The following is a 14317-nucleotide window of genomic DNA, read 5'->3' on the forward strand; positions in this document are numbered from 1 at the left end:
GCGGCGCGCGCCTTGCCATAGGCCACAGCCGCTGTCAAAAGCCGCGGCGATTTTGCCGCCCTTCTCGAAAGACCCGACTTGGCCCAGCAGTCAACCGACAATTACCGCTTCATGCCCGCCGGCCCGCTGAAGGGGCGCATCCGCGTGCCGGGCGACAAGTCGATCAGCCACCGCTCGCTGATGCTCGGCGCGCTGGCCGTGGGCGAGACGCGCGTGACCGGCCTGCTGGAAGGCGAAGACGTGCTCGCCACCGCTGCCGCGATGCGCGCGATGGGCGCGACGATCGAGCGCGAGGGCGACGGCAGCTGGTCGATTCACGGTGTAGGGGTCGGCGGGCTGCTCCAGCCCAGGAGCGCGCTCGACATGGGCAACAGCGGCACCTCGACCCGCCTGCTGATGGGCGTTGTGGCGAGCCACGGCATCACCGCCACCTTCACCGGCGATGCGAGCCTGTCCAAGCGCCCGATGGGCCGCGTGATCGAACCGCTGAGCCGCATGGGCGCCAGTTTCGAGGCATCGCCGGGCGGCACGCTCCCGCTGATGATGCGCGGCTGCCTGCCCGCCGTTCCGATCGAATACCGCCTGCCCGTCGCCAGCGCGCAGGTGAAGAGCGCCATCCTGCTCGCCGGTCTCAACACGCCGGGAATTACGACGGTTATCGAGCCGGTCCCGACGCGCGATCATTCCGAACGAATGCTGCGCGGCTTCGGCGCCGAGCTCGAGGTCGAGGAGATCGACGGAGAGCGCGTAATCCGCGTGCGCGGCGATGCGGAACTGCATGCGCAGGACATCGTGGTGCCGGGCGATCCTTCGTCCGCCGCATTCTTCATCGTCGCCGCTACGCTCGTCAAGGGAAGCGACCTCGTGATCGAGAACGTGGGCCTCAACCCGACGCGCGCCGGGCTAATCGAAGTGCTGCGCCAGATGGGCGCGAATATCGAGGAACTCGACAGGCGCGAAGTGGGCGGCGAACCGGTCGCGGACTTGCGTGTGCGACATGCGCAACTGCACGGCATCGACGTCGATCCGGCCCTCGCACCGAGCATGATCGACGAATTCCCCGTTCTCTTCGTCGCAGCAGCGCTCGCGAAGGGCACGACCCACACCACCGGGCTCGAGGAACTTCGCGTCAAGGAATCGGACCGCATCGCAGCGATGGCTGCCGCACTCGAACTCGTCGGCGCACGGGTCGAGGAAAACGGCGACGGGCTGACAATCCACGGCACCGGCGGGGAACCCCTGTCCGGCACGCCGGAAACGCTCGCGGTGGAAACGCAGCTCGATCACCGCATCGCGATGAGCATGGCCGTCGCCGCGCTCGTCAGCCGCAAGGGTGTCGCGGTCGACAGCGCAGAGCCGATCGCCACCAGCTTTCCCAATTTTCACGCCCTGCTCGAAACCGCGACCGGCGGCGACGCGTAGGACCATAGGCCGAATGCGGAGAATACGATGACTGTTCGCAACATGCTCGCCGCCGCCTTCCTGGCGCTCGCCGCCTGCACCAATGCGGTCCAGGCAGCGACCTACACCATGTACCGCGACCCCTACTGCGGTTGCTGCAAGGAATGGGCGAAGCATTTGCGGACCGAGCTCGAAACGGCGGTCGCCGAAAGCGAGACGACCGACATGGCCGCGATCAAGATCGCACAGAACGTCCCGCGCGAATTGTGGAGCTGCCATACGCTGATCGTCGATGGCTACGTGATCGAGGGCCACGTTCCGGCCCAGGCTATCGCCCGCCTGCTCGAAGAGCGGCCCGAGGGCGTGCGCGGCCTTGCCGTACCCGGAATGCCGGTGGGTTCTCCCGGAATGGAAATGGGTGGACGCAAGGACCCCTACCAGGTCATTGCCTTCGGCGATGCTGGCATGAGCGTGTTCGCGTCGTATAATTGAAAGTAGCCAGCCAGCGATGATGCCCGATCTCGATTTCTATTCCGCCGTCGGCTTTGTGGGCACCGCCTGCATTATCGGGGCGTATTTCTACCTGACGGCCAAAAAGACGCCGAATCCCTACATCCTGCATGGAACCAACCTGCTGGGTGCCGCGCTCCTCACGGTGTCGTTGATCGTGCATACCAACTGGCCGAGCCTCGTGCTCGAAGGCTTCTGGGCCGCGATCGCGATCTGGGGCCTGGCGAAGGCCTGGAACGCCCGCACCCGCGAAGGAGCGCAGGAAGCATGATCATCGCCGTCGACGGACCGACCGCATCGGGCAAGGGCACGATCTCCAAGGCACTCGCCGCGCACTTCGGCCTGCCCCATCTCGATACCGGCCTGCTCTATCGCGCGGTCGGCAGGCAGGTGTTCCTTAATGGCGGCGATCCCGACTGCGCCGAGGATGCGCTTGCCGGGACTGAATTCCCGGACAGCCTGCTCGAAGACGACATCCTGCGCGACGAAGGATCCGGCAGCCTTGCTAGCCGTGTCTCCATCCACCCATCGGTCCGCAAGGCCCTGTTCGAGCGCCAACGCGCCTTTGCCGAACAGCCCGGCGGGGCGGTACTCGACGGGCGCGACATCGGCACGGTCATCGCTCCCGATGCCGATGTGAAGCTGTTCGTCATCGCCAGCGTCGACGCACGCGCACAGCGGCGCTTCGCCGAAATGAGCGGCCGCGGCGCCGAGACCACGCTGGACGAAATCGCAGAAGATTTGCGCCGCCGGGACGAGCGCGACACGAACCGCAAGGACGCCCCGCTCAAGGCCGCGCCTGACGCGTTCGTGCTCGACACAAGTACGCTCGACAAGGACGCCGCCATCGCCGCTGCGATCGAGGCGGTCGAACAGGCGCTCCCAAGCAGGTAGCGCCCTGCCCCATTTCGCTTGCTTTGTGCGGTCGTTTCGCCTAGGCGCGCGGCCGTCCGACGGACCATTCCCGAAGATGCCCGGCCAAGCAGCGCGTTTCGCGCCGGCCATCGGCATTTGACGGTTCGGCCCCGAGGGCTCCTGCGACGGCATACGGCCCCGCGGGAATTCGGCCCTCTTGCCCCGCTAGCCCCGCAATGGTGCGGGAGGCGGAGAAAGACCCCGGTAAAACCGGTGGCCGGAAGCAAATGTGAACGGGAATACCAACGCTATGGCAACCTCTGCCAACCCTACGCGCGACGATTTCGAAGCGCTTCTCAACGAACAACTCGGCGGCGCAGCCGACGGCGGCTTTGAAGGCCGTGTCGTCAAAGGCACCGTGACCGCCATCGAAAACGGCAAGGCCGTTATCGACGTAGGCCTCAAGAGCGAAGGCCGCGTCGACCTCAAGGAATTCATGCGCGGCGAAGACGAGCATGGTCTCGAAGTCGGCAGCGAAGTCGAAGTCTATGTCGACCGCGTCGAAAACGCCGACGGCGAAGCGATGCTGTCGCGCGACCGCGCCCGCCGCGAAGCCGCCTGGGACAAGCTGGAAAGCGAGTTCGGCGAAGGCAAGCGCGTCGAAGGCCGCATCTTCGGCCGCGTCAAGGGCGGCTTCACCGTCGACCTCGACGGCGCCGTGGCCTTCCTGCCCGGTTCGCAGGTCGACATCCGCCCGGTTCGCGACATCACCCCGCTGATGGACGTTCCGCAGCCCTTCCAGATCCTCAAGATGGACCGTCGTCGCGGCAACATCGTCGTTTCGCGTCGTTCGATCCTCGAAGAAACGCGCGCCGAACAGCGCAGCGAGCTGATCGACCAGCTGAGCGAAGGCCAGGTCACCGACGGTGTCGTCAAGAACATCACCGACTACGGTGCCTTCGTCGACCTCGGCGGCATCGACGGCCTGCTCCATGTCACCGACATGAGCTACAAGCGCGTCAACCACCCGAGCGAAGTGATCGAGATCGGCCAGACCGTGACCGTCCAGATCATCCGCATTAACGCCGACACGCAGCGCATCAGCCTCGGCATGAAGCAGCTTGAAAGCGATCCGTGGGATGGCGTCGGCGCGAAGTACCCGGTCGGCGCGAAGCTGACGGGCACCGTCACCAACATCACCGAATACGGCGCATTCGTCGAACTGGAGCCGGGCATCGAAGGCCTCGTCCACGTTTCGGAAATGAGCTGGACCAAGAAGAACGTCCACCCGGGCAAGATCGTCTCGACCTCGCAGGAAGTCGAAGTGATGGTCCTCGAAGTCGACGCCGAAAAGCGCCGCATCTCGCTCGGCCTCAAGCAGGCCCAGCGCAACCCGTGGGAAGAGTTCGCCGAGAAGCACCCGGTTGGCTCGAAGGTCGAAGGCGAAGTCAAGAACGCCACCGAATTCGGTCTCTTCATCGGCCTCGATGGCGACGTCGACGGCATGGTCCACATGTCCGACATCGCATGGGGCATCTCGGGTGAAGACGCCCTCGCCCTGCACCGCAAGGGTGAGCAGGTCGAAGCGATCGTCCTCGACGTCGACACCGACAAGGAACGCATCAGCCTCGGCATGAAGCAGCTCGAAAAGGGTGCACCGACCGAAGCTGGCGCTCAGGGTTCGCTCAAGCGCAACGACGTCGTCACCGTCACCGTCCTCGAAGTCCGCGATGGCGGCCTCGAAGTTCAGGTCGGCGACGATGGCGCGACCGGCTTCATCAAGCGTAGCGACCTCGGCCGCGACCGCGACGAGCAGCGTCCGGACCGTTTCCAGGTCGGCAGCAAGGTCGACGCGATGGTCACCGGTTTCGACCGTTCGAAGAAGCCGAACTTCTCGATCAAGGCGCGTCAGATCGCCGAAGAGAAGGAAGCTGTTGCACAGTTCGGTTCGTCGGATTCGGGCGCATCGCTCGGCGACATCCTCGGCGAAGCACTGAAGAAGAACGACTGATCTATCGGGGCGCTCGCCCATCCGGGCGAGCGTCCTCGATGCTGTTTCCACGGCCCTTGGCCGCGGAGCATCTGCGGGCGGCCAGTCGACCTTGCGGTCGCTGGCGCGCCCGTTTTCTTTTGTCTGACTAGTTCAGGAACGACGCCCAACGCGTCGCAAGGGCGACCGCCCGCCCGCAGCGATGCGACTAAGAGTCGCACGAGCGAGGATAGCCAAGGTGCCGGATGGCCCCGCCGGCGCCTGAGGCAAGCTGGAACGCGCGGGCCTTTCTTGTTTGGGAGGAGGCGTATAGGTTGCGATCCATGCTCAAGGTTCACCAGTTCCCCTGCCTGTCCGACAACTACGGCTTCCTCCTCCACGATACCGACAGCGGGGAAACCGCCTGCATCGATACGCCCGATGCGGAGGAGTACCTGAAGCAGGCGGAAGCGCAGGGCTGGAAGATCACCCAGATCTGGAACACGCACTGGCATCCCGACCACGCAGGCGGAAACGAGGCGATCAAGGCAGCGACCGGCTGCACGATTGTGGCCCCGCAAGAGGTCGACCGAATCCACCAGCCCGACCGCGTGGTCGCGCATGGCGACACGGTGAAGCTGGGCGAGCACGAGGCGCACATCATCGACGTTTCGGGCCATACCAACGGTCACATCGCCTACCACCTGCCCGACGCAGCCATGGCATTCGTCGGCGACAGCGTATTTGCGCTAGGCTGCGGACGGATGTTCGAAGGCAAGCCGGAGCAGTTCTGGGCAAGCATCGAGCGGGTAAAGGCACTGCCCGCCGACACGACGCTCTACTGCGCGCATGAATACACGCAGGCCAATGCCAAATTCGCGCTCCATGCCGATCCGGACAACGAGGCGTTGCAGGCCTACGCTCGCGAGATCGACGAAAAGCGCTCGCGCGGCGAACCGACGGTGCCGACGATCCTGTCGCGCGAGCTGGAAACGAACCCGTTCCTGCGCGCCGACGATCCGTCCCTGGCGGCGAAATGGGGCGGTTCTGCACCGCACGAGACCTTCGCTGCGCTGCGTGCCGGCAAAGACAGCTTTTGACCCTGATGAAAGCCCTGCGCGTCGAGAAGCTGACCGACGACCTGTCGGGAGTGAGCATCACGGAAATCGACAAGCCGGAACGGGCCGAGGGCGAGGTTCTCGTCGCGGTGCGCGCGGCTTCGCTCAACTTCCCCGACCTCTTGATGACGCGGGGCGCTTACCAGTTCAAACCGGAGGTGCCCTTCACGCTCGGGCTGGAATTTGCGGGCGAGGTTGTCGAGGCGGACGCCGAAAGCGGTTTCGCGCCTGGTGATCGGGTCATGGGCGGCGCTAAGACTGGCGGAATGGCCGATTTCGCGAGCATTCCGGCCGGTAACCTGCGCCCCGTCCCTGACGGCCTCGATTTCGACCAGGCAGCAGCGATGGGCGCTGCTTACAGCACCGCTTACACCGCGCTCGTTGAAATCGGGCGGCTGCAGAAAGGCCAGTGGGTCCTGGTCCATGGTGCGAGCGGCGGTGTCGGCCTCGCGGCCTGCGACCTTGCGAAAGCCATGGGAGCCAGGGTGATCGCGGCCTCGCACCGGGAGGACAAGCTCGACCGCATAGCCGAGGCTTGCGCGCCGGACGCGCTGCTCGTCAACCAAGGCCGGTTTCGCGAGCAAGTCAGCGAGATCACCGGCGGCCACCTGTGCGACATCGTGTTCGACCCCATCGGCGGAGACGTGTTCGATGAGAGCACCCGCTGCGTGACCTTTGGCGGGCAATTGCAGGTCATCGGGTTCGTCGCCGGACGCATCCCCGAAATCGCGGTCAACATCCCGCTCATCAAGGGCTTCAGCGTCGTCGGCGTGCGCGCGGGCGAATATGCGCGGCGCTTTCCCGAGCGGGGACGCGCCATCATGGGAGAGCTGGCCAAGCTCGCCTCGGCGGGCAGGATCACGCCCACCATCGACCGCACCCTGCCCCTGTCACGGTGGCGCGAGGCGTTCGAGGCGATGCAGGCAGGCGATATCGTCGGGAAGATCGTGCTGACACCTGGCGCCTGATCGCATCGCTCCTTAAACGAAAAAGGGCGACCCGCGGGCCGCCCTTCGAATTAGATATCGCGAGTGCGATCAGAGGCCCGAGATAACCTCGTCGGCCAGCTTGCGATCGGCTTCCGCGTCATGCTTTTCGGCAATCAGCTTGCGCGATGCGGCAGCAGCGGCTGCGGCGGCACTGGCGCGGACTTCGTCGATCGCGTCACGCTCGGCAGCGGCGATCTTGTCTTCCGCCATCTTCTTGCGACGCTCGACCATCGCCTTGCTGTCGGCCTCTGCCTTTTCGAGCAGGGCGTCGGCTTCGCGCTTGGCGTTTTCCATCATCGCCTCGGCGTCCTTCTCGGCACCTGCGATCTTCTTGGAATACTCGTCACGCAGCGCTTCGGCCTCAGCACGAAGCTTCTTCGCTTCGTCGAGCTGTTCGCGGATCGCGGCGATCTTGTTGTCTAGGCCGCCGGCAATCATGCCCGGGACCTTCTTCCAGATCATGATCGCGATCAGCACCAGCATGGCGATCGAGACGATCTGGTACGGCGCAAGGCCGAACAGTTCGGGTTCGATGTGCTTGCCTGCACCGCTGTCGACTTCGACCATCGCTTCGGCCGGGTCGGTGGTGAACACTTCAGGCGCGTTGTTAGCCATTGGCCATGGCCTCCTTCACGGCCGACTTCGCAGCCGGCTTGGCGACCTTCACCCCGGCGAGGCGCTGGACGATGTCCTGTGCAGCCTCGACCGCGACGTCCTCGACCTCGGCCAGGGCCGACTTGCGCGCTTCGGCGATTTCCGCCTCGGCCTTCGCCAGCTTGGTGTCGAGGCGCTTCTGCGCAGCCGCGATCTTCTTCTCGGACTTGGCAGCAGCTTCGGCCTTCGCCTCGGCCACGATAGCCTGCGCCTTCGCGCGGTTCTCGTTCTCGCGAACGCGCCAAGCTTCTTCTTCCTCATCCGCCTTCGCCCGCGCGGCTTCTGCAGCGGCGAGGTCGGAAGCGATCTGGGTGTCGCGCTGGGCGACGGTTTCCATGACCTTGGGAACCATCCCACGGCCGATAAAGAAGAAAGTGATGCCGAAGAAGACCAGCAGCCAGAAAATCTGGCTCGAATAGGTCTCCGCTAGCTGCGCTATCTGGGGCATTGATGCGTGTCCCGGACGAAGGTCGAAAAAATTCGCGGGCCGGCCACTCTAGGCGACCGGCCCAGCAATACGGTCAGTCGATCAGGCGACGAAGATCAGGATCATCGCGACGACGAACGCCAGCAGGCCGAGAAGCTCGGCAGCGGCGAAGCCGATGAACAGGCGGCCCTGCTGGCCGTCTGCCGCTCCCGGGTTACGCAGAGCGGACTCGAGGAACGAGCCGAAAACGTTACCCACGCCGATGGCGGCCATGCCGGCACCGATAGCAGCGAGACCCGCACCGACGAGCTTTGCAGCTTCTACTTCCATTTTAAACTCCTTTGGATTGAACGCGTTAATTCGGTTGATTGAAACTTAGTGAAGGTGTTCCGCGTCGTTGATGTACAGCGACGTCAACAGCGCGAAAACGTAAGCCTGGATGCCCGCCACGAGGATCTCGAGCGCGCAGATGCCGATCATGAGCAGGAAGCTCGGGAGACCGACGACACCGCCCCACAGCGGGCCGGCGTTCGAACCGTCGATGACGAAGCTCGACAGCACTTCCAGCAGGACGTGGCCGGCCATCATGGCGACGAACAGACGCAGCGCGAGGCTGAACGGGCGGATCATGAAGCTGATGAATTCGATGAGCGCGATCGGCAGGATCATCGGCACCGGCGTGCCGTGCGGCACGAACAGGGTGAAGAACTTGATCCCGTGCTTCCAGAACCCGACCACGAGGACGATCGAGAAGCTGATCAGCGCGAGCACACCGGTAACGGTGAAGTGGCTCGTGAAGGTAAACGGATGGACGCCGAGGATGCCCAACGGCAGCAGGCCGAGCAGGTTGGCGAACAGGATGAACATGAACAGCGAGAACACGTAGGGGACGTACTTGCGTCCTTCCTTGCCGATGTTCGCTTCGAGCATGTCGTCGATGAAACCCGTGAAGGTTTCCACCGCCATCTGCCAGCGGCCGGGCACGAGCTCGCGCTTCATGCCACCTGCCACGAACACGAACAGGACGATGGTCGTGACCATCATCCACGCCGCGCTGTTGGTGAAGGAGATATCGAAACCCGCGAGTTCCCATTCAGCCAGAGGCTTGATGGTGAACTGGTACATCGGGTCGACTTTGGCTTCTTCTGCCGCCACGCCGTCTACGTCCCTAAATTCTTGAACCGTCGCCTGCCGCGTCAATCCTCTTGCGAGGAATCCTCGGGGCGCGTGTTCGCCATTCGGAAAATGTTCCTGAAGGCCACGACTATCCCGAGGAACAGTCCAGCCAACAGACCCCAGGGCGAGATACCGGCGACCACGTCAACGAGCCAGCCGAGCACCAAACCGCCGAGAATCCCGCCGAGCAAGTCCGCCAGAACCCGGTTTCCGCTGCGATAATTCGCGTCGGCACCGGATGCCTTTGGCCGGTTGCGTTCATTTTCGCGCTCGCGTGCGGCTCTGAGCCGCTCTTCGAGCGCGTCAATTCGCGCATCCTCGGCAATGGGTTCCCGTGCGGGCTTCTCGTCGCTCATGCCTACCTCCTGACAAGGAAATGACGGCACGGGCAAGAGGTGCCCGCCGAGGGCGCGCACCCCTTAGGCGGGGGGCATTTGCGAGTCAACCGCGAGAGGGCCGCAAAGCGCCCTTTTCCCGCGAGCTATCGCGCCAGCATGTCAGGGGCAGCGCACATCCCGCTCGGGCGGAGCCGAGGTGCGGGTCTTCCACGAGCCGTCCGGGGCCTGGTATTTCTCGCCCGGTTCGGTGCGGGCGATTGCCTGGCAACCGGCCGTGAAGGCGTATTCCTCGATCGTGGAACTCGTCGCCTGCGCACGCTCGGCATAAACCGCACGGCGCTTGATGTTGATGTCGGTCACCATGCGCTCGAGCGCGGGCGTCGAAGCGCCCACGACCGCGAGATAGCCGTCCATCTTCTCGCCGACCTGCCCTGCCGCGCGGGCAGCGGCATAGGCCGGATCGCGCTGTGCAAGGGCTACCGGGGCGAAACCGCCGACTGCAACGCCGACAGCCGCGAGGCCAAGCGCTGCTCGTTTGAAACCGGTCACATTCATCACTCGTCTCCAATGAGAGGCCGCATCAGAAGATGTCGGCATTCTCCTCGATCGTGTTGCCCGCGTCTTCCGCGAGGCGGTAAATCACTTCCTGGCGGATATTGATGTTGAGCTCGATCACGATCGGCTCGGTCGGTGCATTCACATTGATGCACCCGCCCAGCGCGAGCGTGCCGGCCAGCATCGCCGCCTTCGTCCCCTTGCTACCCAGCCTGCGCAATAGAGCCTCCCTTTCGGTTGGCCTTGTCGCAGCGCCGCCAGCGCGGGTCAATTTCGCAGGTTTCATGGCAGATTCTCGCTTTCCCGGCGCTGAATGGCCGGTTCTTCGGTTGGCAGGTTTTCGGATGGTTCTTGCGGCTGCTGTTGCTGCTGCTCTTGCTGCTGCTCTTGCTCCTGGGCCGCCTCGACCTCGTCCAGGGTCGTTTCGCGGCGCAGGCGCTGGCCGTCGTCGGTCAGCAGCCCCAGTTCGCGCGGATCGCGTACGAATGCCGGGTCGTACATCGCCTTGATCGAGCTGAGCAGCTTGTAGAACGGTGCGTTGATATTGATGTTGAAGCGGATCGGGATGCCCGCGATCTGCCGCGTGATGAAATTGCGGCTCGCCCCCTCGCCCTGGCTGACGCCGTCGACGCTGATCTGCGAGAGGATATCGCCGGTCAGCGGGCCCTCGATGGCAATCTCCATGCGCTGGTAATCAAGACTGCGCAGCGTATCGAAAGCGAAGTTGGCGATCGGTGAGAGGTCCTCGTAGGTCAGTTCACCGACATAGGAGAGATTCCCGCCCGGCGGACGCGATACGAGGATACCGTTGTCGATCTTGCCGTTGCCCATTTCGTCGAACTCGAGCGGCAGCTGGCCGTCGAAGGTGCCGGTCGCGCTGATATTGCCGAGCTCGAGCGTCTGGACGAAGATCGCCGCATCCAGCCCGGTGACCTCGAGCACATATCGCCGCGTCTCGGCCGCGCCGAGGTTCAGCTGGACCGGCTTCAGTTTGAGTGTTCCGCCCATGAAGGGCCATTCGCCCCCATCGACGCCGAGAAACTGGCCATCCCTGAGCGAGAAGCCGATCGTCCCGTCGGTCACTTCGATACCGGGGTTGATCGACGCCACGCGCAGGCTCTGGTTGGGAGCGGTGGTGAGGCTGAGCAGATCGTCGAAACGGATAGTACCGCTCGCACCCTCGACCGGGCCGAAAACTGCAGCGAGGTTGAGCCCTTCGGACGAAAATTCGCCCGAGCTCGTCACATCGTCGGGTGACCAGTCGATCCGTCCGGTTCCCGTCACCACGCCTTCGACGTTCGCAACAACGCCCAGCGCGAGGACGGTGAGTTCGTCGGGCTGCAGGCGCTCGTCGAACAACAGGCCCGGCACATCGAGGTCGGCAAAGCCAACTCCCGAGCCGAGGTTGTGCGTTATTTCGACATCGGTGACGACCCGGTCGCTGCCCGGCGCGCGAAGGGTGGCATTCGCGCGAATGATCTCGTCCGCCAGCGTGAGTTCGGCATCGCGGGACACGAGTGGATAGAACCGCGCAGGCTCTTCCCGGTCGAGCAGGCGGAAGCTGCCGTTCGCAATCGCCAGGCGACCATCGGCGAAGCTCCATTCCCCTTCGGCCTCCTCGAGATCGAGCGGAATGGGGCCGAGCGCGATCCTTGCGCCGGAGAAAGCGCCGCCGATGCCGTCTTCCCCGCCGAAGCGTGCGTCGAGATCGGAAATGCGGAAAGTGCTCGTGCCCTCCCCTTCGCCGAGTTCGAGGTCGATCTCGCGCACCGTTGCGACACCGGGATAGGCGAAGCCCGCCGCGCCGGTGGTGAGACGGATCGGCGTATCCGCCAACGTGCCCGACAGAGACAGGCCGGGCGTTCCCGCGGCGATCCGCAGCCCTGCGCCGGAATAGCGCAGGATTGCGCTGTCTCTCGCAGGGCACAGTTGCAGCCCGTTACCGGACAGGGAGAGGTTCGCCAGCGCCAGCCGATCGAACCGTGCGCTCACACAGCTTTCCCACAGGGCGAGGCCGCCGCGATCCGTCCAGCGCCCCGATAGCGGGAGTGTCAGGCTGTCGACCGATCCGCCCGGCAGTGCGCCGCTGGCGGTCGCCACGCCTGCAAATGTCAGATTGCCGTTCGCCGCTTGCTGGACGGTCAGTTGCGGGATGGCGAGACTGTCGCGTCCGCTCGCATAGGGCTGCATCGCAAGGCGCAGCACTGTCGCCCCGCCGCCCGTGCGCTCCATCCGTCCAGCCATCGTCGGAAGCGACGGACCAGCCAGGCGGAAATTGCCCGAGAGCATCGGAAGGCCGCGCAGCCCTTGCGCATACTGGACGCGCGAGGCCGTGAGGACCGTTTTCCCCTGCCGGTTCCTGAGGTCGAATTGCGGGACGAGCACGCTGGTCGAATTTTCGGTCAGTCGTGCAGTAATACGCCCGGTGAAATCGGCGTTGCTTAGCTGGCTTGCCGATGCATTCCGAAGCTTTCCGGCAAGGCTGGCGAGCAAACTGTCCGGCGCGGATTGAGCCGCCGACTGCAGCGTCGGGGCAAGCAGCGCATGGACGTCGACGCCATTGCCGCCGACTTCGCCGTCCATCTCGATCCGGTCGAAACCTGCATCGCCCCGGAAGGTCGCATCGACAGCAGCGCTCGCCACGGAGACATCCGCAAGGTCGATCGCCCTGCCCGTCAAATCGATATCTGCCGCAAATCGATCCTCGCTCCAGGCGAACTGGATCGGACCCGACAACGACCTCATCGCGACCTGAGCCCCGCTGATACGTCCAGTTTCGAGCCCTCCCGCGAGCGAGATGCGCGATCCGTCGGTGGCTATTTCGACGCGCGACTGGAGGCCGACCGAGCGGGCGCTCGCGTCCAACTGGTCGCAATCGGCACTCGCCAGCCGCAGCGGCCCGTCGAGGACGATCGCATCGCTCTTGGTCGAGAGGCGGCCGTATAGCGTGGCTTCCTCAAGCGCGCAGTCTGGCAGCAAAATGCTCGGCGCGTTGGCAGCGAGGATACCGTCGAAGCCGCCCGCGAGATTGCCAGAACCCTCGGCCTTGATGCCGACGGGGCCATAGGGCGTTTCGATCAGGCCTCGCCCGTCTTCCAGCACCAGATCGAGGTCGGGTAGCCCCTCGCCAGTCTGCTCGCCTTCGAACAGCAGCTTGTCGAGGCTGCCGAAGGTCAGCGTTCCGTCGCCCAGCATGCGCCCGTAGAGACGCGGGTTCACCAACCTGACATTGCCGATCGTCGGCACCCCGAAGCCGTATTTCAACGCGATCTCGACCCGCTCGGCAACAAAGTCGGGCGAAGCGGGATCGCCAACGATGACGTTTGCCAACACCTGCCGCCCGGGCGAAATCTCGACGATCTCGTAGCTTGCAGGAAGATCGAGCCTTTTGAGCTGGTCGTCGATCACGCTCTGGGCGAGCTGTTCGCGGGCGATCCAGGCGGCCCCCAGTCCGACAATCAGGAAAAGCAGGAGTATCCAGCGCTTCCTGCCCGGCAGGCCGCGCCGACGGCTACGCGGGGTAGCGGCTTCCTCCTGCTCGGAATTGTCGACCATCGCCAGCTACTTGCGCTCAAAGCCATGCAAAGGCAATGAATCTCGCCAAGGGGGTCGCGATTGCAATGACGGACAGCGAAGGGGCGCGTGCAGCGCATGGCGGTGCAGGCCACAGGTCGCGCTTGCGCAAGCGCCTGCTCGAAGGCGGGCCGGAGGCACTGGCCGATTACGAAGTGCTCGAATACCTGCTTTTCGCGGCATTCAGGCAGGGCGACACCAAGCCGGTCGCCAAGGAGCTGATCGCCCGCTTCGGCTCGCTATCGGCGGTGCTCAATGCCGAGCCGGGCGCGCTGGCCGATGTGAAAGGCATGGGCGAAACAAGCGTTGCTGCGCTCAAGAGCGTGGCCCTCGCCGCTCGCCGCATGGCGCGAAGCGAAGTCGAACAGAAACCGGTGCTGGGCAGTTGGCAGGCGCTGCTCGACTACCTCGCGATCGACATGGCCCATCTCACCGTCGAGCGCGTGCGCGTGCTCTACCTGAATGCGCAGAACCGATTGATCCGCGACCACCATGTCGGCGACGGATCGGTCGACGAGGCGGCGATCCATCCGCGCGAAGTCATCCGCCGCGGCCTCGACCTCGGCGCGACCGCGCTGATCCTCGTGCACAACCACCCGAGCGGCAACCCCGAGCCGAGCCGGGCGGACATCGACATCACCAACCGCATAGCCGAGGCCGGCAGGCTGCTCGGCATCACGGTGCATGACCACGTGATCATCGGGCGGCAGGGCCACGTGTCCCTGCGCGCCAAGGGCCTGATCTAGCAGGCA

General features: G+C 64.6%; 16 protein-coding genes. 8 read left to right on the forward strand and 8 right to left on the reverse strand.

Annotated elements, in window-relative coordinates:
- Positions 1-111: 111 nt before the first annotated feature.
- The 7 genes from aroA to EO245_RS10400 all read left to right on the forward strand — a co-directional run bounded on the left by aroA (position 112) and on the right by EO245_RS10400 (position 6821).
- On the forward strand, positions 112-1422 hold the full coding sequence (gene aroA, locus EO245_RS10370; RefSeq protein WP_128893537.1) for a 3-phosphoshikimate 1-carboxyvinyltransferase: 1311 nt from the start codon (positions 112-114) through the stop codon (positions 1420-1422).
- A gap of 27 nt (positions 1423-1449) precedes the next feature.
- On the forward strand, positions 1450-1893 hold the full coding sequence (locus tag EO245_RS10375) for a DUF411 domain-containing protein (RefSeq protein ID WP_234026876.1): 444 nt from the start codon (positions 1450-1452) through the stop codon (positions 1891-1893).
- Positions 1894-1909: 16 nt separating this feature from the next.
- The gene (locus EO245_RS10380; protein ID WP_128892861.1) at positions 1910-2182 is read left to right on the forward strand and encodes a permease; all 273 of its coding nucleotides are present in this window, start codon (positions 1910-1912) and stop codon (positions 2180-2182) included.
- Positions 2179-2805 (forward strand): d(CMP) kinase, encoded by a 627-nt coding sequence (locus EO245_RS10385; RefSeq protein ID WP_128892862.1) that lies wholly within the window; start codon positions 2179-2181, stop codon positions 2803-2805. The genes EO245_RS10380 and EO245_RS10385 overlap by 4 nt, the downstream gene beginning before the upstream one ends.
- A gap of 271 nt (positions 2806-3076) precedes the next feature.
- The gene (gene rpsA / locus EO245_RS10390) at positions 3077-4777 is read left to right on the forward strand and encodes a 30S ribosomal protein S1 (protein WP_128892863.1); all 1701 of its coding nucleotides are present in this window, start codon (positions 3077-3079) and stop codon (positions 4775-4777) included.
- A gap of 302 nt (positions 4778-5079) precedes the next feature.
- Positions 5080-5835: a hydroxyacylglutathione hydrolase gene (gene gloB / locus EO245_RS10395; RefSeq protein ID WP_128892864.1), complete on the forward strand. Its 756-nt coding sequence runs from the start codon at positions 5080-5082 to the stop codon at positions 5833-5835.
- A 5-nt stretch (positions 5836-5840) separates the two neighbouring features.
- Positions 5841-6821: an NADPH:quinone oxidoreductase family protein gene (locus EO245_RS10400; RefSeq protein ID WP_128892865.1), complete on the forward strand. Its 981-nt coding sequence runs from the start codon at positions 5841-5843 to the stop codon at positions 6819-6821.
- A 69-nt stretch (positions 6822-6890) separates the two neighbouring features.
- On the opposite strand, the gene EO245_RS10405 is transcribed toward EO245_RS10400, so the two are convergent.
- The 8 genes from EO245_RS10405 to EO245_RS10440 form a co-directional block, all read right to left on the reverse strand.
- Entirely contained in the window at positions 6891-7457 is a 567-nt protein-coding gene (locus EO245_RS10405) for a hypothetical protein (protein WP_128892866.1), read from the reverse strand.
- Entirely contained in the window at positions 7450-7944 is a 495-nt protein-coding gene (locus EO245_RS10410) for an ATPase (protein WP_128892867.1), read from the reverse strand. Before EO245_RS10410 ends, EO245_RS10405 begins: the two co-directional genes overlap by 8 nt.
- An 81-nt stretch (positions 7945-8025) precedes the next feature.
- Positions 8026-8253: a F0F1 ATP synthase subunit C gene (locus EO245_RS10415; RefSeq protein WP_040964046.1), complete on the reverse strand. Its 228-nt coding sequence runs from the start codon at positions 8251-8253 to the stop codon at positions 8026-8028.
- 45 nt (positions 8254-8298) lie between these two features.
- On the reverse strand, positions 8299-9078 hold the full coding sequence (locus tag EO245_RS10420) for a F0F1 ATP synthase subunit A (protein ID WP_234026877.1): 780 nt from the start codon (positions 9076-9078) through the stop codon (positions 8299-8301).
- Positions 9079-9119: 41 nt separating this feature from the next.
- Positions 9120-9455, reverse strand: a complete 336-nt coding sequence (locus EO245_RS10425) for an AtpZ/AtpI family protein (RefSeq protein WP_128892868.1) — start codon at positions 9453-9455, stop codon at positions 9120-9122.
- A 141-nt stretch (positions 9456-9596) separates the two neighbouring features.
- Positions 9597-9992 carry a YdbL family protein gene (locus EO245_RS10430; protein ID WP_128892869.1) on the reverse strand — a complete coding sequence of 132 codons (396 nt, stop codon included), beginning with the start codon at positions 9990-9992 and terminating at the stop codon, positions 9597-9599.
- Between the two features lie 25 nt (positions 9993-10017).
- Positions 10018-10212, reverse strand: coding sequence for a YnbE family lipoprotein (locus EO245_RS10435; protein WP_370246155.1), 195 nt, complete (start codon positions 10210-10212; stop codon positions 10018-10020).
- Between the two features lie 62 nt (positions 10213-10274).
- The gene (locus EO245_RS10440) at positions 10275-13547 is read right to left on the reverse strand and encodes a YdbH domain-containing protein (RefSeq protein ID WP_128892870.1); all 3273 of its coding nucleotides are present in this window, start codon (positions 13545-13547) and stop codon (positions 10275-10277) included.
- 65 nt (positions 13548-13612) lie between these two features.
- Between EO245_RS10440 and radC the strand changes: the two genes are divergently transcribed.
- Complete coding sequence (gene radC, locus EO245_RS10445) at positions 13613-14311, forward strand: DNA repair protein RadC (protein WP_234027012.1); 699 nt, start codon at positions 13613-13615, stop codon at positions 14309-14311.
- Positions 14312-14317 lie beyond the last annotated feature (6 nt).

It is taken from the genome of Erythrobacter sp. HKB08, from assembly GCF_004114695.1.
In the GTDB taxonomy this organism is placed as follows: domain Bacteria; phylum Pseudomonadota; class Alphaproteobacteria; order Sphingomonadales; family Sphingomonadaceae; genus Parerythrobacter_A.